We start from the raw sequence: 20139 nt of genomic DNA on the forward strand, positions 1-20139 counted from the left end.
CAGCGACTAAGCCAGGAGATAACGCGATGTTTAGCTTGGACTCTCTGTTGCATGATGCATTTCCACACCGCAATACCCCTGCCTGGCAGCGTAGCCTGCTGAGAACTTTACTCTTCGAAAAAGAATTCAAACAGTTTGCCGCCGATTATCCCCATCTGAAAGGTCTGGATCTGATCGAGCAGGTGGTGGACTACTTCAACCTCAGTTGTGAACTGGTGGATGGCGATCTGGAAAATATCCCGAGCCAGGGACCGGTGGTGCTGGTGGCTAATCACCCGATAGGGTCACTTGACGGACTGGTGCTGCTGCGTGCGGTCGCGGCGGTGCGGCCGGATGTCAAAGTGGTGGCCAGCCAACTGCTGACCTACATCGAACCGCTGCGCAGCCTGTTCGTACCGGTGGACAACGTCGCCTATAAGACCAGCCGCAAGCAAATTGAAGGCATGCAGGCGCAATTGGACAAGCAGGGTGCGCTGATCCTGTTCCCCGCTGGCGAAGTGTCGCGCATGAGCCCGAAAGGCATTCGCGACGGGCATTGGCATACTGGTTTCTTGCGTCTGGCGGCCAAGGCGCGCGCACCGATTGTGCCGATCCACATCAGCGCCCGTAACAGCAATTTATTCTACTTCACCTCCCTGGTTTATCGACCTCTGTCCACGCTATTACTGGTGCGCGAAATGTTCCAGCAGCAGGGCGGGCGCATTAAAATCCGCGTGGGTGGCCGTATTCCCTTTGCCAATTGGCACGACGGCCATACCAGCGCGAAAGATCTGGCGGAGCGTTTCCGCCGTCACGTTTATCGCCTGGGGCAGGGTAAAGAAGGATTGTTTGCCAGCGAATCTCCGATAGCCTTGCCGGAAGACCGACTGGAACTGAAGAAAGCGCTGGCAAACTGTGAGCGGCTGGGGGTTACCCCGGACGGAAAAATCATCTTCCTGTATCGCCGTCAGGATGAAGCGCGTACGCCTATCCTGCGTGAGCTAGGACGCCTGCGCGAAATCGCTTTCCGTGCGGTGGGGGAAGGCTCCGGTCGCCGCCGCGATCTGGACAGCTACGACGACGACTATTACCACCTGGTGCTGTGGGACGCGGACGAGTTGGAGATAGTCGGTGCCTATCGCTTTATCCCAACCGCCGAGCAGTTGGAACGCAAGGGCCTGGAAGGCATTTACAGCAACAGCCTGTTCCATTATGACCGCGATATGGCACCTATTCTGGCGCAGGGGATTGAGCTGGGCCGCAGTTTCATTCAGCCGGCCTACTGGGGCAAACGCGGGCTGGACTACCTGTGGCTGGGCATTGGCGCCTACCTGGCGAAGTACCCGCAGTACCGCTATCTTTTTGGCCCGGTGTCTATATCCGGAGGCATGCCGGTAACGGCGCGCGATCTGCTGATCGCCTTCTACCGGCTGTATTTCTCGCCGGACAGCGCGCTGGCGCAGTCGCGGCAGCCGTATCCCGCCTCGTTACCTCAGGTGCTGGCGCAGTTTGCCGGCGATAACTATCAGGAAGATCTGGTGCGACTGAAAAGCCTGTTGAGCAATATCGGCTGTTCGATCCCCACGCTGTATAAACAATATACCGAGCTGTGTGAACCGGGCGGGGTGCAGTTCATCGATTTTGGCACCGATCCGGCCTTCAATAACTGCATTGATGGGCTGGTGCTGGTCGATCTCACTCGGCTTAAACCTGCGCGTTTCCAACGTTACATCGCAGTGCATCAGCCGCAGGAGGCGTGCATAGAGTAATTGGCGTGGCGCTCATGCGTTTTTGATCTAATCCGAAGCTTGGCACCGGCGGGGGAAAATAGCCTAAGATAAGGCTTTGTTCCTCCGCCGGAGTTTTTCATGCCACAGCCGTTCGCCCCGTTTTTGTTGTCCGCCGAAGATCCCGCCGCCGTCGCGATTGAAACGCCAAAAGGCCTCGCGCCCTTCTTATTGCTATGCGATCACGCCGGGCAGGCGATACCGCAGCAATTGGGCGATCTTGGGCTGCCGCCCGGCGAAATAGACCGTCATATTGGCTGGGACATCGGCGCACTGAACGTTTCACGTCACCTTAGTCGCCAGCTGGACGCGCCGCTGATTCATCAGCGCTATTCGCGTTTGGTTATTGACTGTAATCGGACACCCGGCATCCCCAGTTCCATACCAGAACTGTCCGAGTTGACGCCGATCCCCGGCAACGTGGGCATTGCGGCCGAACAGGCGCTGGCGCGCGAGCATGAGATTTTTCTGCCTTACCATCAGGCGATAACCGACAGCCTGGATGCGCGCCAGCGTAGCGGCTTGCCGACGGCCATCGTTGCCATGCACAGCTTTACGCCGGTGTTTAAAGGCAACGCGCGCCCGTGGCAGGTCGGACTGTTGTTCAACCGTCAGCCGGAGTTCGCGTTGTTGCTGGCTGAGCTGCTGCGTGAAGAAGGGGATTTGCAGGTGGGCATCAACGAGCCCTATGCCATGACCGACGCGACGGACTACACCCTGCCGGTGCATGCTGAGCGCCGGCAATTGCCCTATGTCGGTATCGAGATACGCCAGGATCTGCTTGCCGATCAACAAGGTCAACAGGCCTGGGCAGAACGCTTCGCCAGACTGTTACCGCAAGCCTGGCATCGCTGGCAAATTTGACTTTAGGAATATTCCCAGTGATGATAACTGTAAGGAAAGTGTCAACGTCATTGGGAAGTGCCAGGAGCGTCAAGTGGAGCAGAATGATAACGGATTGTTTATCAAGCAGGAGCGCTTTGAAGTACTGGCGATTCTGCGTGAGATTTGTAAACAACGCACGCCGCTACGGGTCGTAAATGAGAAGCAGCAGTTTCAGAGTTTGTTATTGAGCGTCGGGCCGGACAACATCGTGTTTAGCGGCGATGAGGTGGATGCGACGGTTGATGGCGAATACACCATCGTGATTGAAAGCCATGATGCGAAGATCGAGTTCTCCGTAGGTCGGGCCGAATTCATCGAGCAGCAGGGCGTCAATGTCTGTTCAACCCAATTGCCGAAGCAGCTGGTTTACATCCAGCGCCGCCGTCAGTTCCGTGTGACTACCCCTCACTGGCGCCAGTTTTTGTGCAGTGGTGAATACGCCGATGGCAGTGAATATCAGCTGAGGATCCACGATCTGTCCGCCGGTGGTGTAGGGCTGCGCGTTGACGGTCCGTTACCGCCAAACCTACAGCCCGGCTTCCAGTTCAAAAAAGCGTTGTTGGATCTTGGCAGCTACGGCAGTTTCAAGGTCAATATGGAGCTGGTGGTGATCAACGACGATCATGAGCTGGATGACGACGACAACATGGTGCATTTTTCACGCCTGTCGTGCCGCTTTATGAAACTGGGTTTGGCCATGGAAAGAAAAATTCAGAGTGCAGTGTTTGCGTTTGAATTGGACTTCAACAAAAAGAAAAAACGCTAACCAAGACGCGAGGGGCAGCTGGCTGCCCCGTCACTCCCGGCCTATTTCAAGGCGCGCAGACTGCCAATTTCCTCCAGGCCGAAATGCTCCGCTTCCGCCAGAACATCACAAACTTCCCCCCCGGCGGTCACGATCGCCTCATCGAGACTTTTGCCGTGCAGCAGATGGCTGACCAGCAACGCGGCAAACATATCCCCGGTGCCTTTGACCTTTGATTGAATTCTGGGGTGGGTATAGCTTTGCACTTCGTCGTGCTTGACCAGCAGTAACCCCAGTTGATCGTCGTTTTCCGCCACGCCCGGTGCGCTGGTCACCAACACCCACTCGGTGGTGTCATTGAGCAACGCCTGTGCAGCCTGCCGCGTCTGTTCCTGAGTGGTCAGAGGGTGACCGCAAAGCTGCTCCAGTTCGAAGCCGTTAGGGGTCAGGCCATTGGCCAATTGCAGGAAGGGGGAGCGGTAGCAATCGACAATGCGCTTATCGACATACACCCCTTCGCCGTAATCGCCCATCACCGGATCGATATAAATCTTTATCTGCGGATTGATCGCGCGCGCGCGCTGTAACCAGGTATCCAGAATATGGCATTGGTCGACATTGCCCAGATAACCGACAATCACCGCCCGGGTGCGATTCATCACGCCGCGGGCCAGCAAATCCGCCAGAAAACCGCCGAACCACTCGGCGGAGATCACGCCGCCGCTGGGCGCACCGTAATAAGGGGGGCAACCGAACAGCACGCTGGGCACCTGCAGCACTTCCAGCCCTTTTTTCAACAGCGTGCGGTAGGCAATACCGTTGCCGACGCTGCCATACACCACCTGAGATTGAATACTGATGACATCAATCTGCGGCGGCTGTAATTGAGAAATTTGTTGCATCTATCACTTCCTTGGTTCGATTTTATCCAACCAGCGCGCAAATACCTGGCGGGCGCGTTGCTCCAATTCTGTGCCGTAACGCGCGGCCTGTTGGCGCAAAAGCTGCGGCACGATGCCGGCCAACTCCAGTTCACAGGCATGTCCCACCAGCCACCGTTCCAGATCGCGGTGATCGGCTTCCAGATGGAACTGTAGCCCAAGGGCGAAATCCTGATACTCAAATGCCTGATTAGGGCAGATATCGGTACCCGCCAGACGGGTCGCGCCTTCGGGGATCATAAACATATCGCCGTGCCAGTGAAGCACCGGCGTCGACGCCAGTGGCGCCAGCACCGAGTCTTCGTTATCCGTCAAGGTTAAGGGAGCGTAACCGATCTCTTTCACGCCAAGTGAAACGACCTCGGCGCCCAGCGCCTGGGCAATCACCTGCGCGCCGAGACAGACACCGATCGTAGGCCGTTTTTGCTGGAGACGCTGGGTAACCAGTGCTAACTCATCGTTGAGAAACGCATAGTGTTGCTGACCGGCAAAGTGCTGAGCGGCGCTGATTGGCCCGCCCAGCACCACCAGCAGGTCGGTATCTTCGTTAACGATGGTGCGGATGTCGTCACGGCCCGCGTCGAAATAATCAATCTGATAGCCACGCAATGACAGCAGTGAGCCCAGAATGCCGAGGTTTTCAAAATTCACATGTCGGATCGCGACAACTTTTTTCATTGTTGTGGTACCTCTTGGCTATGAGGGTAAGGTTCCAGCTCCAGCGTATCGCCCAGGATGGTGATGCCGCCAATGCCGCTTTGATAAATTATCCGACGCTCTTTGACCTGGCTGATACTCAACTGGTAACCCTGATCGGCAGGGAACAGCGCCTGAGCCTGCTGAAGCTGATCGGCAGCCCATGGCGTGAACATCTGCAAGCGACCGAAGGCTTTCCCGCCCTGTTTAATATCCAGTACGTAATGTTTTTCCATCTTTACCCCTTAACTTTTCCGTTCGAAACAGGTAATCTATTTTGAACTAATACAAAAAGGTTTTATGTATGAGCTCATTGTATGCAAAAGGCGGCAGCGCTGTCCAGATTGCTGAACAGATCAGCACGCAGATAAAGCAGGGTGATCTGCAGCCGGGTGACCTGCTGCCGCCGGTACGTCAATTGGCCGGCGAGTTGGGGGTCAACCCCAATACCGTCGCCAGCGCCTATGCCAAACTGCGTGATGCCGGTTTGGTGGCTACCCGCGGGCGTGCCGGTACTCAGGTACTTGAGCAACCTTTAATGACGGTGCGCAATGTTCGGCAAGTGCCTGAGGGGATGAGGGATTTGGCGAGTGGTAATCTGGATGCCACGCTGCTGCCGGCCCTGTCGCTGGGCGCCGAAGACGTTTTCCCGCAGCAGACCGGTTATGACGTCAGCGGGGATTTACCGGCGTTATGTCGGCTTGCCGGCGACTGGCTGAGTCAGCAGGGCGCAGAGTTGGGGGAACCGGCGGTGTTTTCCGGCGCGCTGGACGCTATCGAAAAGGCGTTGCGTATCCATGCGGCGCCGGGAGCCTCGGTGTGGGTGGAAGATCCCTGCTGGCCACCGCTACTGACGCTGTTGCGGCATCTGCGGCTGAAGCCTTTGCCGTTACCGGTTGATGAACAAGGGTGCCGCTTACCGGAAAAAGAGGCCGCACCTCTGGGAGCCGCGGTGATCCTGACGCCTCGGGCACAGAACCCGACCGGCATGTCATTAAGCGCGGGCCGGGCCGCGAGTTGGCGGGAATTCCTGTCGCAAAACCCGGGCTGTCTGGCGGTCGTCGATGACTTCTGGGGACCGCTGTCGCAGCGGCCGCTGCATTTGCCCTTTACCGCAGACAATGGCCTGTATGTGTTATCGCTGAGCAAGTTTCTCAGCCCGGATCTGCGTATTGCGCTGGCCTGCGGCAAGCCGCAGCTGCTGCAGACCATGCGGGCGGATCAATACATTCGCGAGCGCTGGGTCAGCCATATCCTGCAGCAGATTGCCGTTAAACTGTGGACGCAGGCCCAGCAAGAGGGGCTGTTTGCACGGGCGCAGCAAACTTATCAGCAGCGGCGTGACGATTTGTCCGAGCGGCTGCGCGCATTGACCGGCGTGCCGGTATCGCCGGGAGAGGGAGTGCATATCTGGTTACCGGTGCGTTCAGAAGCCGCCGCCAGCCAAATGATGGCGCAGCGTGGCTGGCTGGTGCAGAGCGGCGAGCCCTTCCGTCTGAAAAGCGGCCCGGCGATCCGCATCAGCCTGGCTAACCTTGAGCCGGCGCAGCTGGAAACGCTGGCTCAGGATCTGGCCGTCGCCATCGGTGCCGGCACCGTGGTTAACTGAATCAAACAGCATCACCCGCTAGCGCCAGCAATTGCAGAGAGACGAGGCGGGCGGCAGGCTGGCTGATCGGGGTATCAATCACAAACTCCTCTACGCCGTACTGTTGGTGTAACTGATCCAGCTGTTGACGCACCTGCCTGGCGGTCCCCAGCAGTATGTGGCTTTCGCGCGGTTCGATACGGTAATCGGTAGCGCCAGCCTGTTGCACAAAGCTTTCCGCCTGCTCCAGACTGCCGACGGTCACGCTTTGCCCGCCGGTCACGTGGACACGATACTGCTGGATCCCGGCAGCCAGATCCTTGGCCTGGCTTTCGCTGTCGGCGACGATCGCTGCCACCGCCAACAGGGCTTTTCGGCCACCGCTTTGCTCACTGTAATGAGCCAGCGCCCGCCGGATATCCTCCGGGTTGCCATTGAGATGAGCGGCAAACACAAAGGCCCAGCCGTGTTCGGCGGCCAGTTGGGCGCTTTCATTGCTGGCGCCCAGCAGAAAGCGTTGCGCCGGCTGAACCGGCTGTGGCGTTGCGCTCAGGCCGGGCTGTGCATCATCGTTCAGATAGGCATTTAGCTGCGCGAGCTGTTTAGGGAAGTCAGGCTTATTCTGCTGATCGTGCGCGGCCTGCAGCGCCTGAGTCGAGAGCGGTAGCCCGCCAGGCGCTTTTCCCACGCCCAAATCAACCCGGCCCGGTGCCAGCGTGGCCAGCAGATTGAAGTTTTCCGCCACCTTATAAGCGCTGTAATGCTGCAGCATGACGCCGCCGGAGCCGATACGGATCCGTGAGGTTTGTCCGAGCAAGTAAGCAATCAGCACTTCAGGGGAAGGGCAAGCCAGCTGCGGGGTATTGTGATGCTCCGCCAGCCAAAAACGGCGGTATCCCCAAACTTCCGCCTGCTGTACCAGATGCAGCGTGCGTTTGAGCGCCTCGGCGGCGCTTTCTCCTTCGGCAATCGGACTTTTTTCCAACACGCTCAGGGCATAAGCCATTTTCCTGTTCCTTTATCATCGATGATTGATGACAAATACCATGCAGAACACCAGCGGCGTAATATTGATTGGAGATAGGATATTCCATTGATAAAAAACGGATTTAGATATGCGCGGAGTGGTAAAGGGGCGCGTGGTTGACGCGCCCGATTCACATCAGGACTCCAGCCAGGCCTTCAGGCGAATAGCGTCGCTGTAGTGGCCGTAGCGCTGCTTTGAGCCGAGGAGGATGATCACCACCGGCTGCCCCTTGATCAGGGTTCGCATCACCAGACAGTGGCCGGCTTCGTTGGTGAAACCGGTCTTTTGCAGCTGAATTTTCCAGGCCGGATTGTTGATCAGCCCATTGGAACTGCGATAAACCAGCTGGCCCCGACCAGGACGGACGATTTGTTGCTTGTCGGTGCTGAAACGGCGAATGGTCTGATAACGGTAGGCGTGATTCACCATTTTCAGCAGATCCCTGGCGCTGGCAACGTTGCGCGGCGTCAAGCCGGTCGGATCGTAAAAACGGGCGTGTTTCATGCCGAGGCTGCGTGCTTTCTGATTCATTTTCGCCACAAAGGCTTTTCGTCCCCCGGGATAGCCGCGGCTCAACGCGGCCGCCGCACGATTTTCCGATGACATCAGGGCGATGTGCAGCATATCGCGCCGGCTGAGAATGGAGCCCAGGGTCAGGCGCGAATGGGTCTTCTTGAGCAGATCGCGGTCGGCAGGAGTGACTTTTATCGGGTTGCCCAGCGGGCGTTTGCTGTCCAATACCACCATGGCGGTCATCAATTTGCTCAGCGAAGCTATCGGCAACACGCGGTTGGCTTGTTTCTGATACAGCGTTTTGCCGGTACGCTGATTGACCACCAATACCGAAGCAGAGTGAAGCGCCAGCGGCGCAGCAGCCTGCGCAGAGGGCTGAAACAACAGCAGCGTGAGAATCAAAATGACGCCGAAGCCTGAGGTGGAAAAGCGAAAAAGGGAATTCAATAAATGCATGGCAACCGTGACTACGTTCCTGACTGATGAAAAAATATCAGCAAGAGTCTGCACAGCAAATGTGGAGAAAATAAGGTGACCCTTCCGGATCTGAAAACCCGGCGGTGGCGTTCTGGCGTGAGGAGAAGGCAGGGAGGCGGCCATGCGCCTCCCTGGCAGGGCATCAATACACTTCTGGCACGACCATATTATCCGGCACCGGGCTGCGACTGTAGTCCGGGCTGCGTTTGCGTGGTGGCAAGGTGATCACGTTGCCTTCGGCTTCTTCGTAGGGCACTTGCTTAAGCAGATGGCTGATACAGTTCAGCCGGGCCTTTTTCTTGTCGACACCCTGAACCACCCACCATGGCGCCTCAGGAATGTTAGTGCGCGCTAACATGACTTCTTTGGCCTCGGTGTAATCCTCCCAGCGGCGGCGGCTCTCCAAATCCATTGGGCTGAGCTTCCACTGCTTGAGCGGATCGTGAATGCGACTGAGGAAACGCAGCTCCTGCTCATCGTCGGTGATCGAGAACCAATACTTGACGATTTGAATGCCGCTGCGCGTCAGCATCTTTTCGAACTCCGGCACGCTGCGGAAAAACTCTTCGTATTCTTCGTCGTTGCAAAAGCCCATCACTTTTTCCACTCCGGCACGGTTGTACCAGCTGCGATCGAACAACACCATTTCGCCGGCGGCCGGCAGGTGGGCGATATAGCGCTGGAAGTACCACTGGGTACGTTCGCGATCGTTGGGGGCGGGCAGCGCGGCCACACGGCAGGTACGCGGGTTCAGACGTTGGGTGATGCGTTTGATCACACCGCCTTTGCCGGCGGCATCGCGGCCTTCAAAGATGATCACCAGACGGTGACCGGTACGCATCACCCAGTCCTGCAGTTTGACCAATTCACCCTGCAGTCGCAGCAATTCGCGAAAATACTGTTTGCGCCAGGCTTTTTTCTGGTCGCTGTCCACCTCGGTGTCGTCAAAGCGCAGGTCGTCCAGTTCCATTTCCAGCTCTTCGTCATAGCTGTCGTAGAATTCCTGCAGCAGGCGCTGGTTGAAGGTGTCGTCGTGATTAAATTCATGCATAGCCATAGTTGATTCTCCGTGTTAGCCCGGTTTTAAAAATGGGTGAAGATCCAGTAGAGCCCGGCGGAAAGCAGCACCGAGGCCGGCAACGTCAACACCCAGGCCATCAGCAGATTGCGCAGGGTGGACATTTGCAGGCCGGAGCGGTTGGCCGCCATGGTCCCGGCAATGCCGGATGAAAGAACGTGGGTGGTGGAAACCGGCAGGCCGAAGGCGTCCGCCGCCCCGATAGTGGTCATCGCCACCAGCTCGGCGCTGGCGCCCTGCGCATAGGTGAGGTGGCTTTTCCCGATTTTCTCGCCCACGGTGACCACGATGCGCCGCCAGCCGACCATGGTGCCCAGCCCAAGCGCTATCGCTACCACCACCTTGACCCAGAACGGAATAAAGCGGGTGGCGCTGTCCAGTTCGCCTTTCAGCGCGTCCAGATTGCGTTGCGAGTCAGCGGGGATCTGAAGTTGTTTTTCCGTCTTCAGGTGCTTAATGACCTCCGACGTCAGGTACATATCATTTCGGGTGTTGGATACCGCCTGCGCAGGGATTTTGTCGACCGACCCGTACTGGCGAATTTGATCGCCGATGGCGCCGGTCAGTTGGGCCAGGGCAGGCACCACCTCCGGCGTCAACTCGCTGGTGCGAACATAGCCGGTGAGGACTTCACGCGCAGGAACCTGACTGACCGCTGGGAACTGTTGCAGCAGTTGGTTTTTTGTCACTTCCGCCAATGCCGCTACGCGGGGGATTTGCTCCGGCGGCATCGAACGGTTCAGCGCATAGGCAATCGGCATGGTACCGACCAGGATCAGCATGATCAGGCCCATGCCTTTTTGCCCGTCATTGGAGCCGTGAGCAAAGGAAACGCCGGTACAGGTGAGGATCAGCAGGCTGCGGATCCACAACGGCGGCGGCGAGTCATTTTTGGGGGCGGTATACAACTGACGGTTTTTAACAAAGACCTTCAGCGCCAGCAGCAGCAAGGCGGCAAATACGAAGCCGATCACCGGTGAAAGCAGCAGGGCATACCCCACTTTAATGGCTTGCCCCCAGTCGACGCCGCTGGTGCCGGTGCGGCCGTGGATCAGGGCGTTAGCCACCCCTACGCCGATGATCGAGCCTATCAAGGTATGCGATGATGACGCAGGCAGCCCCAGCCACCAGGTGCCGAGGTTCCAGATAATCGCCGAGAACAGCAGGGCGTAGACCATGGCGAACCCGTTGCCGGTACCGGCCTGCAAGATCAGTTCAACCGGCAGCAGCGAAATGATGCCGAAGGCCACCACGCCGCTGGAGAGCAAAACGCCGAGAAAATTAAAGAACCCCGACCAAACCACGGCCACCATCGGCGACAAGGAATGGGTATAAATCACGGTGGCTACCGCATTGGCGGTATCGTGGAAACCATTAACGAATTCAAAGCCGAGCGCGATCAATAACGCCATTCCCAATAAAAGAAACGGAACGTAACTGGTATAAACCGCGCCGGCATCGCTGACGTCGTTAAATAGATTTACGCCAGCAAAAGCTATCCCCAGCACTAATAATAAAATAAAAAAAAGAACAGTGAGTCGACTGTTCTTTTGGTAGATTTTTGGCAGGCTTGACGCAGATGGCGCACCCGCTTGAACGGCGCTGTTATCGCTCATAAAGGACCTTCCCGATAGGCTTCATTAGATTACTGACGGTGCTGTACGGTGTTGCCATCAAAGTATTGGGAAATAATGTGACTTTTTTATGACGCTAATATTAATCATCGGGAACAGTGAAAATAATTAACGTTGGCATTTAAAGGTTGATATAAAGACTGAGATTGATTAATTCATGCGTGCGGTTATTCGGGACAAAGGTTTATGGCTCAAACGGTTGCGGAAAAATTACACAAACTTGATTTTGACGATGAGGTCACCGGGCTGATTTACGGCCACGTTTTTCGTACGTCAGAGCCACCGCAGCGGGTCTCTTCGCAGCAGGCCTGCCAGGCCTATCAGACGCTGTCGCCGGGGGAGGGATTTATCTGGCTGCATCTCAACCTGAATCATGCCGCGGCGGAAAAATGGCTAAAAAACCACTTCGAGATTTCTGAGTTTTTCTTTGACGAGATCCGCCACGGTTCTCATACCACGCGCATAGAGCGTCAGGGAGAAGATCTGTTCGCGGTGCTCAACGACGTAATCTTCCACCCGAAAGAGAACAACCCGGAGATTGCGACGCTATGGCTGTATTGCCGTAGCGGCCTGGTGGTCACGGTGCGGCACAAACCGCTGCGTTTGATTGAGCGGCTGCTGGGCCGGCTAGGGCCGCTGCAGTTGGCGTCTTCTACCGAATTGCTGGCGCATTTGCTGGAAGAGCAGGAAGAGGTGCTGGAGCAGGTGGTGCGGCAGGCCAACCAGTACGTCGATACCATTGAAGATCGCCTGCTGAGCAACCATGTGAAACGCAACCGTACCGAACTGGGCAGAATGCGCCGTATGCTGCTGCGTTTTCAGCGTCTGCTGGCGCCGGAGCCCGCGGCGCTGTTTCGTTTGCTGAACCGGCCACCGACCTGGCTGAGCCGGGACGTGGTACAGGATCTGCGGCAATTTACCGAAGAGTTCACGGTGGTGCTAAACGATCTCGCCAGCTTGACCGAACGCATTCGCTTGTTACAGGAAGAGATAGGCGCCAAGCAGATGGAACAGAACAACCGCACGCTCTACACCCTGACGGTGATCACCGTGTTGGCACTGCCAATCAATATCGTCGCCGGCTTCTTTGGCATGAACGTGGGGGGGATCCCGCTGGCCAGCAACCACCACGGCTTTGTTTTGCTGGTGTTGCTGGTCGGCGGCTTTACGCTGGTTACCGGCTATCTGGCTTTCAGACGCCGGGATGAAGGCTGATCACAGTCTGGCCCGGTACTCTTCTTCCAGGCGAGTGTGAGTGCTCCAGAACGGCTGCGGCTGACGATTGTGCAGACGATCGACCAGGATATCCAGGTGGGTATGCCAGCCCCCGGCCACGCTGAGCATTTCATCACGGTTGGCCAGGCGACGGTGGGTGACCGTCAGCAGCACGGCTTTGCCCTGTTCGGTCAGTTCGAAGGTCACCTCGGAAGGGCGGCTTTGCCCCTGTTCAGCCCAGGTAAAACTCAGCAGCCGCGGTGGGAAAAGGCAGGTGATATGGCCGACGTTGCTGACGCTGCAGCTTAGGTGCTTATATTTGGCCGGCGTTTGCTCGTGTTCGCCGGTCAGATCGGAATTGCGAAACACCAGCTCTACCTGGGCGCCGTTTTCCAGCTTCATTTCGCCGGCGGCCAGCCAGGTGGCGCGTTTGTCGGATTCCGTCAGATAGGCCCAGACCCGTTCGATAGGGCCGGGCAGCAGCCGCTGAATACGCAGCGTGCCGGTTTCAATAATCATGCCGTAGTCGTTCATGGTTCACTCCTTGGGAGGATTCGGTTCCGGTTGCAGCAGCGCTATTTCCAGCGCGTCCAGCCGCTCAGTCCAGAAATGCTCGTAGGTTTGCAGCCATTGCATGGCCTGCGCCATAGGCTCGGGTTCAAGCCGGCAGATATGGTTTCTTCCCTGCACGGTACGCTGCACCAGCCCAGCAAGCTCCAGTGCTTTGATATGCTTGGAAGCGCCGGCAAACGACATCTGCAACGGCGCGGCCAGTTCGCCAATGCTGTGCTCGCCACCGGCCAACGACCGCAATATTGCGCGGCGTGTCGGATCGGAGAGCGCATGGAAAATGGCGTCCAGCTGTGAGGAAGATAATTTAACCATATGGTTGAATATAGAACAGGCGGGCTAATATTCAACCAGTTTGTTGAATATTTTTTCTGGCTCCGACAAACAGGCCGGAGCCAGGGGATCAGGCGTGAGTTTGCGCCAATATGGCATTGAGCAACACGTTGGCACCGGCGGTCGACCACGCCGGGGAGATGTTTTCCAGTTCGTTGTGGCTGATGCCGTCCACGCAGGGGATAAATATCATCGCCGTAGGGGCTACCCGGTTCAGGTAACAGGCGTCATGACCGGCACCGGAAACCATATCCCGGTGCGAATAACCCAGGGTCTTGGCGGCCTGCCGCACGCTGTCGATACAAGCTGGATCAAAACGTATCGGCTGATATTGGAATATACGCTCGGCATGGGCATTTAGCCCATCGACGCCCACTTCGGCCACCGCAGCCAGCAAACGTTGTTCCATCTGCGCCAATACGGCCTCTTGCGGGTGGCGGAACTCGACGCTGAAAAACACCTTGCCCGGCACTACGTTGCGGGAGTTGGGTGTGATTTGCGCCATACCTACCGTGGCACGGGCATCCGGCATAAAGTCGTTACCGATATCATTGACCGCCTTGACCATGGCGGCGAAGCCGAGCAGGGCGTCGCGCCGTCTATCCATCGGCGTCGTACCCGCATGGGCGCTGAACCCGGTGATCTCCAGTTCATACCAGCGCTGCCCCTGTGCGGCGGTCACCACGCCAATCTCAATGTTTTCCGCTTCGAGGATCGGCCCTTGCTCAATGTGCAGCTCAAAGGCGGCGTGAATCGGCGTGTTGCCCACCGGATGCTCGCCGGCGTAGCCGATTTGCTGCAAGGCTTCGCCGATGCTGGTGCCCTGTACATCCTGGCGCGACAGGCCGTATTCCAGCTCGAACACGCCGGCAAATACCCCAGAAGAGATCATTGCCGGCGCAAAGCGTGCGCCTTCTTCATTCGTCCAGTTAATGACTTCCACCGCACGTTCGGTTGCGATTTGTCGATCGTTCAGGGTGCGGATCACCTCCAGCCCGGCCAGCACGCCGTAAATGCCGTCGAAACGGCCGCCGTTGGGCTGAGAATCAACGTGGGAACCGGTGACCACCGGGGCCAGATCCGGGCGAGTGCCTTCACGGCGCAGGAACATATTGCCCATGCGGTCGATGCGTACGCTGCAACCGGCCTCCAGGGCCCACTCGCGCAACTGGTTGCGCGCCATGCGGTCTTCTTCGCTCAGGGCCAACCGGGTCACGCCGTCTTTCGGGATAGCCCCGAATTGCGCCATGTCGAGCAGGCTTTGCCACAGACGTTCTCCGTTTACTCGATGCGTCACTTTTTTTCTCCCTGTGCTTTGGCGGCATAGCGAAAATCGCAGCAGGGCGCGCCGGACATGATGGTCTGGGTGCGCTGCAGTTCGACCTCGGGCGCGTAGCCGACGATAAACTGGCTGTCGCGTGCGCAGGACAGCAGATGGCCGATCTCACCCAGCCCCATCTGATGGTACATCTCGGCATAGCGACAGCGGGTGACGTCATAGTCAAAATGCTGCTCGTCCTGGTAGATCACCTTCACCTGCAGCGCATCGTCTTTTTCCCACAGGTACTGCAAGGCGGCGAAACTTTGCAAATCCGCGCCATTCGGCTCCTGCGCGGCGAAGTTTTTGCCGGCTTCAATGGCGGCATTTTCGATGGCTTCGCCAATCACCGCCTGTGCGCGCTCTTTGCCGATTTCGCGCACCAGGATCTGGTAGATCGGTTTGATGATTTCCGCTTCTATGCGGCGCCGTGCCAGAATACCCAACTCGTTTTTTGCATCGCTCATCGCCTTGCTCCTCATTGCTTGCGGATTTTTATTGTTTTTTTGCGCCGCCCAATACGGTCTGCGGCTGCCATTTGCCGTCAACCACCCGGTACAGGGTGAAGCTCGGCTGTTGCAGGTTGCCCTGCGAATCGAATGCGATGGTGCCGGTGACGCCTTGATAATGAATGGCTCGCAGCTTCGGCAGATAATCGGCCGGATCGGCGGATCCCGCCTGCTCGATGGCGGCAATCAGTACCCGGGTGGCGTCGTAGGCGAACGGCGCATGCAGTTCGATATGGGTTTTATAGCGGTCGCGATAGGCCTGCTCAAAGGCTTTGCCGCCGGGCATTTGCTCCAGCGGTAAGCCAGGCTCAAGGGCCACAACGCCTTCGCCTTCTTTCTGTGCCAGCGTCAGGAAGGTCTGGCTAACGAAGCCACCGGCCCCCATCAGCGGGGTGTTCATGCCCAACTGTTTGATACGGCGCGCCAGCGGCGCTGCCTGTGAGTCGACGCCGCCGAAGAAGATCAAATCGGCGTTCTTGCTGCGCACGGTGGTCAGCACCGCGCTGAAGTCGACGGTCTTGTCGTCGACATATTCACGCGCCACCGGCTGGATACCCTGAGCCGCCAACGACTTGATGAATTCATCCGCCAGTCCTTGCCCGAACGCGGTGCGGTCGTCAATCACCGCAATGCGCTTGGCTTTTAGCTGTGTGACGGCATAGATCCCGGCGTAATTGCCACCATCGTCGTCATGGCCCATGACGCGGAAGCTGGTATCAAACCCTTGTTGAGTATAGCCATGGCCGGTGGCGACCGGCGCAACCTGGGCAATACCGGCGTCGTGGTAAATACGCGCCGCAGGAATGCTGGTGCCGGTGTTCCAATGGCCGACCACACCGACCACGCCTTCGTCGACCAGACGTTGTGCCACCGCGACGGCGGTGCGCGGATCGGATTGATCGTCTTCGGACAACAATTTAAAGGTGACCGCTTTACCGTTCAGCGTGGGTTTCTGGGCGTTGGCATCGGCGATCGCCAACTGAGCGCCGTTTTCCAAATCTTTGCCGATACGGGCGGAAGGGCCGGTTAAAGGACCGGCCAGGCCGATCAGAATGGTTTCATCGGCCAGCGCCGACGAGGCGGCACCCAGGCTGACCAGAATCGCGGCGACCAGCGCCAACGGCTTGAAGCGAGTTATGTTGTGCATGTAAAACTCCCGGTGTGGTTAAAAGTAAAAACGGTTATTCGCCCAAATAGGCTTGTTTGATTTTTTCATCGTCCAGCAGGTCGGCAGAGCGGCCGCTATGGTTCAGATTGCCGCTGTCCAGCACATAAGCGCGATCGGTCGACGCCAGCGCCAGCCTGGCGTTTTGTTCAACCAACAGTAGCGTGACACCGTCACTCGACAGGCGTTTGATAACCTCAAAAATGGCCTCAACCACGATAGGCGCCAAGCCCATAGAAGGCTCATCCAGTATGAGCAGGCGCGGGCGGCTCAGCAGCGCACGACCGATCGCCACCATCTGCTGCTCACCACCGGAAAGTAATCCGGCCTGTTGACGCAGCCGTTCGCGCAAGCGAGGGAAAAGCGCGCAAACCTGCTCCAAATCCTGTCGAACCGCCGGTTTGTCAGAGCGTGAATAAGCGCCAAGCTGCAGATTCTCCAATACCGTCATGCGAGCGAAAATCCCGCGGCCTTCAGGCACCATCACCAGCCCCTGCTGCAGCAAGCGATGCGGGGGTACGCCGCGAATAGAAAGGCCGTCGAACAGGATTTCTCCTTCAAACGGCTGCAGGCCGGTCAGAGCGCGCAGGCTGGAGGTCTTGCCCGCGCCGTTGGCGCCGATTAACGTCACCTGTTCGCCGCTGTTCACCGTAAAATCGATGCCTTTCACCGCATGAATCCCGCCGTAAGACACTTTTAAATTTTTAACGCTGAGTAAGGGCTCAGACATGGGCAGAGCCTCCCAGATAAGCGCGGATCACCGCAGGCTCACGCCTTACCTGTACCGGTTCGCCTTCGGCGATGACTTTGCCGTAGTCGAGCACCGTCATGCGGTCGCACAGCCCCATCACCAGCTTGACGTCATGCTCGATCAGCAACAGCGTTTTGCCACTGTCTCGAATGCGTAGCAGCAGATCGCGCAGTGCCACTTTTTCGGCCGCGTTCATCCCGGCGGCGGGTTCATCCAACGCCAACAATTTGGGCTCGGTCGCCAATGCCCGGGCGATTTCCAGCCGGCGCTGGTGGCCATAGGAAAGATCGCCAGCGCGATAATGCGCGAACTGACTGATGCCGACGTAGTCGAGCAGCGCGTGGGATTTTTCGCGCGTGGCCTGTTCTTCCTGTCGGGCGCGCCGATGGCGTGAAATCGCTGCCCACAGGCCGTTGCGGGTGCGCAAGTGGCAGCCGACCATCACGTTTTCCAGCACGCTCATCTCATTGAACAGGCGCAGGTTTTGGAAGGTGCGGGCGATACCGGCCTGTGCCACCTTATCGATAGCCTGCGGCTTGTAGCGTTGATCATGCAGGCGGAATTCGCCGCTGTCGGCGCGGTACAGACCGGTGATCAGGTTGAAGCAGGTGGTTTTGCCGGCACCGTTGGGGCCAATCAGGCCGTAAATCTCTCCCTGACGGATGCTGATACTGACATTGTCCACCGCGGTTAATCCGCCAAAGCGTTTACTGACGTGACTGAGCGTGAGAAGCGGCGTCATAAAGTGGCCCCCTGTGGATGACGTGCGGGCCACAGGCCTGCCGGGCGATACAGCATCACCAGAATCAACGCCAGCCCGTAGAACAGCTGACGGATGATCTCCGGATCGATCCACACCTGGCCGAACAGGGCCTGTTGCAGCGGCCCCATGGTGCTGCGCAGCAGTTCAGGCAAGGCGGCCAGCAACAAGGCGCCGAGCATCACTCCGGGGATATGGCCCATGCCGCCCAACACCACCATCGCCAGTACCGCGATGGATTCTTGCAGCGTAAAGGACTCCGGTGAGACAAATCCTTGAAATGCTGCGAATAAAGCGCCGGCGATGCCGCCAAAAGTGGCGCCGATGGCGAATGCCAACAGCTTGAAATTACGGGTATTGATGCCCATCGCCCGTGCCGCGTCTTCATCTTCGCGGATGGCGGTCCAGGCCCGACCCACCCGTGAATGTTGCAGACGAAGACAGATAAACAGGATCAGCAGCAGCAGGGCGGCGAACAGGTAGTAATAGAGGTACAGTGACGAAAAGCGGAAACCGAACCACTGATGCATGCCCGAAAACTTCAGGCCAAACAGTGAAACCGGATCGATGCCGGAGATCCCTTTGGGGCCGTTGGTGATGTTTAGCGGCCGGTCCAGATTGCGCATCAGAATGCGGACGATCTCGCCGAAGCCCAAGGTGACGATCGCCAAATAGTCTCCACGCAGTCGCAGCGTCGGTGCGCCCAGCAGAATGCCGCACAACGCTGCCAATACTGCCGCCAGCGGGATCAGCAGCAGGATAGACAAATGCAGCCCATCGGGGAACCACTGCAACAGTATTGGAAACTGCTCGGTCAGGTGGGGTGACGACAGCAGAGCGGTCAGGTAGGCGCCTACCGCGTAAAAAGCGATAAACCCCATGTCCAGCAAGCCGGTTAGGCCAACCACGATGTTCAGCCCTAACGCCAGCATCAGGTAGAGCAAGGCAAAATCAATCACCCGCACCCAGTAGTTACCACCGGCGGCACCGGCTACCCAGGGGGCAAGCAGCAGGCCGAGCATAAACAGCGCCACGCCGAGTTTGGCGCGGCCAGGGGAATCGGTTTGCTGTAGGTGAGTCAAAACAGTCATCTTGTATCCTCAGGCGCGGGTGGCGACGCGTTCGCCCAGCAGGCCGGATGGGCGAAATACCAATACGGCGATCAATATCAGGAAGGCGAAAACGTCCTGATAATTACTGCCGAAGGTGCCCCCGGTCAGTTCGCCGAGATAACCGGTGCCCAGCGACTCGAACAACCCCAGCAACAGGCCGCCGAGCATGGCGCCACGCAGGTTGCCGATACCGCCCAATACGGCGGCGGTGAAGGCTTTGATGCCCGGCAGGAACCCCATGGAGAAACCGGCATTGCCGTAGTTGCTGGCCATCATGATGCCCGCCACGGCCGCTAAAGCACCGCCGAGGGCGAACGTCAGAACGATGATGCGGTTGGGGTCTATGCCCATCAGGCCGGCAACCTGCGGGTTTTCCGCCGTGGCGCGCATGGCGCGGCCAAAGCGCGAGTGTTCGACCAATAGCAGCAGCCCGGCCATTACCAGCAGCGCGATAGCCAGCGTGGCAATACCGGTACCGGTGATCACTGCCGGCGCGTGGTTGGCGCTGCCAGACGTCAGGGCGATGGGTTCCATGGGCAACAGTTGCGGGAACATTAAGGGATTGCGTGACCAGATCAGCATCGCCAGCGTTTGCAGCAGCAGAGAAACGCCAATCCCGCTGATCAGCGGTGCCAGGCGCGGGGCATTGCGCAGACGGCGATAGGCCAGACGCTCAATACTCATCGATACCAGCGTGCAGACCGCCATGGCGATCAGCGCCGCCAGCAACAGCGTGACGTAAGGTGATAGCGTCGGGAAATGATGTTGTAACACACCGATGGCGGACAACGCGCTCAGCGCGCCGACCATCAGCACATCGCCGTGGGCAAAATTGATGATGCGCAGAATGCCGTACACCATGGTGTAACCCAGGGCAATCAATGCATAAATGCTGCCAAGCATCAGTCCGTTGACGGTCTGCTGTACCAGCGTATCCATAGGAAGGAGTCCCGAAAAATAATGATTCAGGAAGCTCACAGTAGAGAATTAAAAAAAATTGTAAAATACGGAAAAATAATTTCTTATACAGAAAATGTGTGTTTTTAATTGATTGAT

The 20139-nt window shown here is 57.8% G+C and carries 21 protein-coding genes; 5 read left to right on the forward strand and 16 right to left on the reverse strand.

The features are described 5' to 3' along the window. Nucleotides 1–26 precede the first annotated feature (26 nt). The 3 genes from olsF (at nt 27) to M2407_RS16705 (ending at nt 3417) form a co-directional block, all read left to right on the forward strand. Complete coding sequence (gene olsF, locus M2407_RS16695; protein WP_020827038.1) at nt 27–1748, forward strand: ornithine lipid synthase OlsF; 1722 nt, start codon at nt 27–29, stop codon at nt 1746–1748. Between the two features lie 99 nt (nt 1749–1847). Further along, a complete protein-coding gene (locus M2407_RS16700) occupies nt 1848–2630 on the forward strand; it encodes an N-formylglutamate amidohydrolase (protein ID WP_020827037.1) in 783 nt (260 codons plus the stop codon). Nucleotides 2631–2703: 73 nt separating this feature from the next. Continuing rightward, nucleotides 2704–3417, forward strand: a complete 714-nt coding sequence (locus M2407_RS16705; protein ID WP_020827036.1) for a flagellar brake protein — start codon at nt 2704–2706, stop codon at nt 3415–3417. A gap of 41 nt (nt 3418–3458) precedes the next feature. On the opposite strand, the gene pdxY is transcribed toward M2407_RS16705, so the two are convergent. From pdxY to M2407_RS16720, 3 genes are read right to left on the reverse strand one after another with little or no spacing between them, the layout of a single operon-like run. Beyond that, nucleotides 3459–4298 carry a pyridoxal kinase gene (gene pdxY / locus M2407_RS16710; RefSeq protein WP_259218652.1) on the reverse strand — a complete coding sequence of 280 codons (840 nt, stop codon included), beginning with the start codon at nt 4296–4298 and terminating at the stop codon, nt 3459–3461. A gap of 3 nt (nt 4299–4301) precedes the next feature. Further along, nucleotides 4302–5015 (reverse strand): glutamine amidotransferase, encoded by a 714-nt coding sequence (locus M2407_RS16715; protein ID WP_197820980.1) that lies wholly within the window; start codon nt 5013–5015, stop codon nt 4302–4304. Then, a complete protein-coding gene (locus M2407_RS16720; RefSeq protein ID WP_048758766.1) occupies nt 5012–5269 on the reverse strand; it encodes a hypothetical protein in 258 nt (85 codons plus the stop codon). The genes M2407_RS16715 and M2407_RS16720 overlap by 4 nt, the downstream gene beginning before the upstream one ends. A 68-nt stretch (nt 5270–5337) precedes the next feature. On the opposite strand from M2407_RS16720, the gene M2407_RS16725 reads away from it, so the two are divergent. Continuing rightward, nucleotides 5338–6642 (forward strand): aminotransferase class I/II-fold pyridoxal phosphate-dependent enzyme, encoded by a 1305-nt coding sequence (locus M2407_RS16725; protein WP_259218653.1) that lies wholly within the window; start codon nt 5338–5340, stop codon nt 6640–6642. A gap of 1 nt (nt 6643) precedes the next feature. Here the strand turns inward: M2407_RS16725 and M2407_RS16730 are convergent, their stop codons facing one another. From M2407_RS16730 to M2407_RS16745, 4 genes are all read right to left on the reverse strand, one after another. Then, nucleotides 6644–7627: an LLM class flavin-dependent oxidoreductase gene (locus M2407_RS16730; RefSeq protein ID WP_128865212.1), complete on the reverse strand. Its 984-nt coding sequence runs from the start codon at nt 7625–7627 to the stop codon at nt 6644–6646. Between the two features lie 156 nt (nt 7628–7783). Next, nucleotides 7784–8617, reverse strand: coding sequence for a D-alanyl-D-alanine endopeptidase (gene pbpG, locus M2407_RS16735; RefSeq protein WP_122079452.1), 834 nt, complete (start codon nt 8615–8617; stop codon nt 7784–7786). A gap of 163 nt (nt 8618–8780) precedes the next feature. Then, nucleotides 8781–9695 carry a polyphosphate kinase 2 gene (gene ppk2 / locus M2407_RS16740; protein ID WP_020827029.1) on the reverse strand — a complete coding sequence of 305 codons (915 nt, stop codon included), beginning with the start codon at nt 9693–9695 and terminating at the stop codon, nt 8781–8783. Between the two features lie 26 nt (nt 9696–9721). Next, the gene (locus tag M2407_RS16745) at nt 9722–11332 is read right to left on the reverse strand and encodes an inorganic phosphate transporter (protein WP_020827028.1); all 1611 of its coding nucleotides are present in this window, start codon (nt 11330–11332) and stop codon (nt 9722–9724) included. A gap of 204 nt (nt 11333–11536) precedes the next feature. Between M2407_RS16745 and M2407_RS16750 the strand changes: the two genes are divergently transcribed. Continuing rightward, complete coding sequence (locus tag M2407_RS16750; RefSeq protein WP_020827027.1) at nt 11537–12565, forward strand: transporter; 1029 nt, start codon at nt 11537–11539, stop codon at nt 12563–12565. On the opposite strand, the gene M2407_RS16755 is transcribed toward M2407_RS16750, so the two are convergent. The 9 genes from M2407_RS16755 to M2407_RS16795 form a co-directional block, all read right to left on the reverse strand. Further along, nucleotides 12566–13099, reverse strand: a complete 534-nt coding sequence (locus tag M2407_RS16755; RefSeq protein ID WP_046373455.1) for an SRPBCC family protein — start codon at nt 13097–13099, stop codon at nt 12566–12568. A 3-nt stretch (nt 13100–13102) separates the two neighbouring features. Continuing rightward, complete coding sequence (locus tag M2407_RS16760; protein WP_020827025.1) at nt 13103–13450, reverse strand: helix-turn-helix transcriptional regulator; 348 nt, start codon at nt 13448–13450, stop codon at nt 13103–13105. 88 nt (nt 13451–13538) lie between these two features. After that, nucleotides 13539–14765 (reverse strand): Zn-dependent hydrolase, encoded by a 1227-nt coding sequence (locus M2407_RS16765; protein WP_259218657.1) that lies wholly within the window; start codon nt 14763–14765, stop codon nt 13539–13541. Then, nucleotides 14762–15253: an L-2-amino-thiazoline-4-carboxylic acid hydrolase gene (locus tag M2407_RS16770; protein ID WP_020827023.1), complete on the reverse strand. Its 492-nt coding sequence runs from the start codon at nt 15251–15253 to the stop codon at nt 14762–14764. Before M2407_RS16770 ends, M2407_RS16765 begins: the two co-directional genes overlap by 4 nt. 28 nt (nt 15254–15281) lie before the next feature. Beyond that, a complete protein-coding gene (locus M2407_RS16775; protein ID WP_201896351.1) occupies nt 15282–16442 on the reverse strand; it encodes a branched-chain amino acid ABC transporter substrate-binding protein in 1161 nt (386 codons plus the stop codon). A 34-nt stretch (nt 16443–16476) separates the two neighbouring features. Next, a complete protein-coding gene (locus tag M2407_RS16780) occupies nt 16477–17190 on the reverse strand; it encodes an ABC transporter ATP-binding protein (protein WP_129940651.1) in 714 nt (237 codons plus the stop codon). After that, complete coding sequence (locus M2407_RS16785) at nt 17183–17953, reverse strand: ABC transporter ATP-binding protein (protein WP_259218658.1); 771 nt, start codon at nt 17951–17953, stop codon at nt 17183–17185. The genes M2407_RS16780 and M2407_RS16785 overlap by 8 nt, the downstream gene beginning before the upstream one ends. Continuing rightward, nucleotides 17950–19062 (reverse strand): ABC transporter permease subunit, encoded by a 1113-nt coding sequence (locus tag M2407_RS16790; protein ID WP_259218659.1) that lies wholly within the window; start codon nt 19060–19062, stop codon nt 17950–17952. The genes M2407_RS16785 and M2407_RS16790 overlap by 4 nt, the downstream gene beginning before the upstream one ends. A gap of 9 nt (nt 19063–19071) precedes the next feature. Next, on the reverse strand, nt 19072–20022 hold the full coding sequence (locus tag M2407_RS16795; RefSeq protein WP_259218660.1) for a branched-chain amino acid ABC transporter permease: 951 nt from the start codon (nt 20020–20022) through the stop codon (nt 19072–19074). Between the last annotated feature and the right edge of the window lie 117 nt (nt 20023–20139).

The organism is Serratia sp. BIGb0234, assembly GCF_024809915.1.
Taxonomy (GTDB): Bacteria; Pseudomonadota; Gammaproteobacteria; order Enterobacterales; family Enterobacteriaceae; genus Serratia; species Serratia liquefaciens.

Excerpts from the sequence above, each read along its gene's own strand:
- M2407_RS16755 (WP_046373455.1), bottom strand. The coding sequence starts at position 13,099 with ATGAACGACTACGGCATGATTATTGAAACCGGCACGCTGCGTATTCAG.
- M2407_RS16720 (WP_048758766.1), bottom strand. The coding sequence starts at position 5,269 with ATGGAAAAACATTACGTACTGGATATTAAACAGGGCGGGAAAGCCTTC.
- M2407_RS16750 (WP_020827027.1), top strand. The coding sequence starts at position 11,537 with ATGGCTCAAACGGTTGCGGAAAAATTACACAAACTTGATTTTGACGAT.
- M2407_RS16775 (WP_201896351.1), bottom strand. The coding sequence starts at position 16,442 with ATGCACAACATAACTCGCTTCAAGCCGTTGGCGCTGGTCGCCGCGATT.
- M2407_RS16760 (WP_020827025.1), bottom strand. The coding sequence starts at position 13,450 with ATGGTTAAATTATCTTCCTCACAGCTGGACGCCATTTTCCATGCGCTC.
- olsF (WP_020827038.1), top strand. The coding sequence starts at position 27 with ATGTTTAGCTTGGACTCTCTGTTGCATGATGCATTTCCACACCGCAAT.
- M2407_RS16730 (WP_128865212.1), bottom strand. The coding sequence starts at position 7,627 with ATGGCTTATGCCCTGAGCGTGTTGGAAAAAAGTCCGATTGCCGAAGGA.
- M2407_RS16780 (WP_129940651.1), bottom strand. The coding sequence starts at position 17,190 with ATGTCTGAGCCCTTACTCAGCGTTAAAAATTTAAAAGTGTCTTACGGC.
- M2407_RS16770 (WP_020827023.1), bottom strand. The coding sequence starts at position 15,253 with ATGAGCGATGCAAAAAACGAGTTGGGTATTCTGGCACGGCGCCGCATA.
- M2407_RS16795 (WP_259218660.1), bottom strand. The coding sequence starts at position 20,022 with ATGGATACGCTGGTACAGCAGACCGTCAACGGACTGATGCTTGGCAGC.
- ppk2 (WP_020827029.1), bottom strand. The coding sequence starts at position 9,695 with ATGGCTATGCATGAATTTAATCACGACGACACCTTCAACCAGCGCCTG.
- M2407_RS16790 (WP_259218659.1), bottom strand. The coding sequence starts at position 19,062 with ATGACTGTTTTGACTCACCTACAGCAAACCGATTCCCCTGGCCGCGCC.
- M2407_RS16725 (WP_259218653.1), top strand. The coding sequence starts at position 5,338 with ATGAGCTCATTGTATGCAAAAGGCGGCAGCGCTGTCCAGATTGCTGAA.
- M2407_RS16700 (WP_020827037.1), top strand. The coding sequence starts at position 1,848 with ATGCCACAGCCGTTCGCCCCGTTTTTGTTGTCCGCCGAAGATCCCGCC.
- pbpG (WP_122079452.1), bottom strand. The coding sequence starts at position 8,617 with ATGCATTTATTGAATTCCCTTTTTCGCTTTTCCACCTCAGGCTTCGGC.
- pdxY (WP_259218652.1), bottom strand. The coding sequence starts at position 4,298 with ATGCAACAAATTTCTCAATTACAGCCGCCGCAGATTGATGTCATCAGT.
- M2407_RS16745 (WP_020827028.1), bottom strand. The coding sequence starts at position 11,332 with ATGAGCGATAACAGCGCCGTTCAAGCGGGTGCGCCATCTGCGTCAAGC.
- M2407_RS16785 (WP_259218658.1), bottom strand. The coding sequence starts at position 17,953 with ATGACGCCGCTTCTCACGCTCAGTCACGTCAGTAAACGCTTTGGCGGA.
- M2407_RS16715 (WP_197820980.1), bottom strand. The coding sequence starts at position 5,015 with ATGAAAAAAGTTGTCGCGATCCGACATGTGAATTTTGAAAACCTCGGC.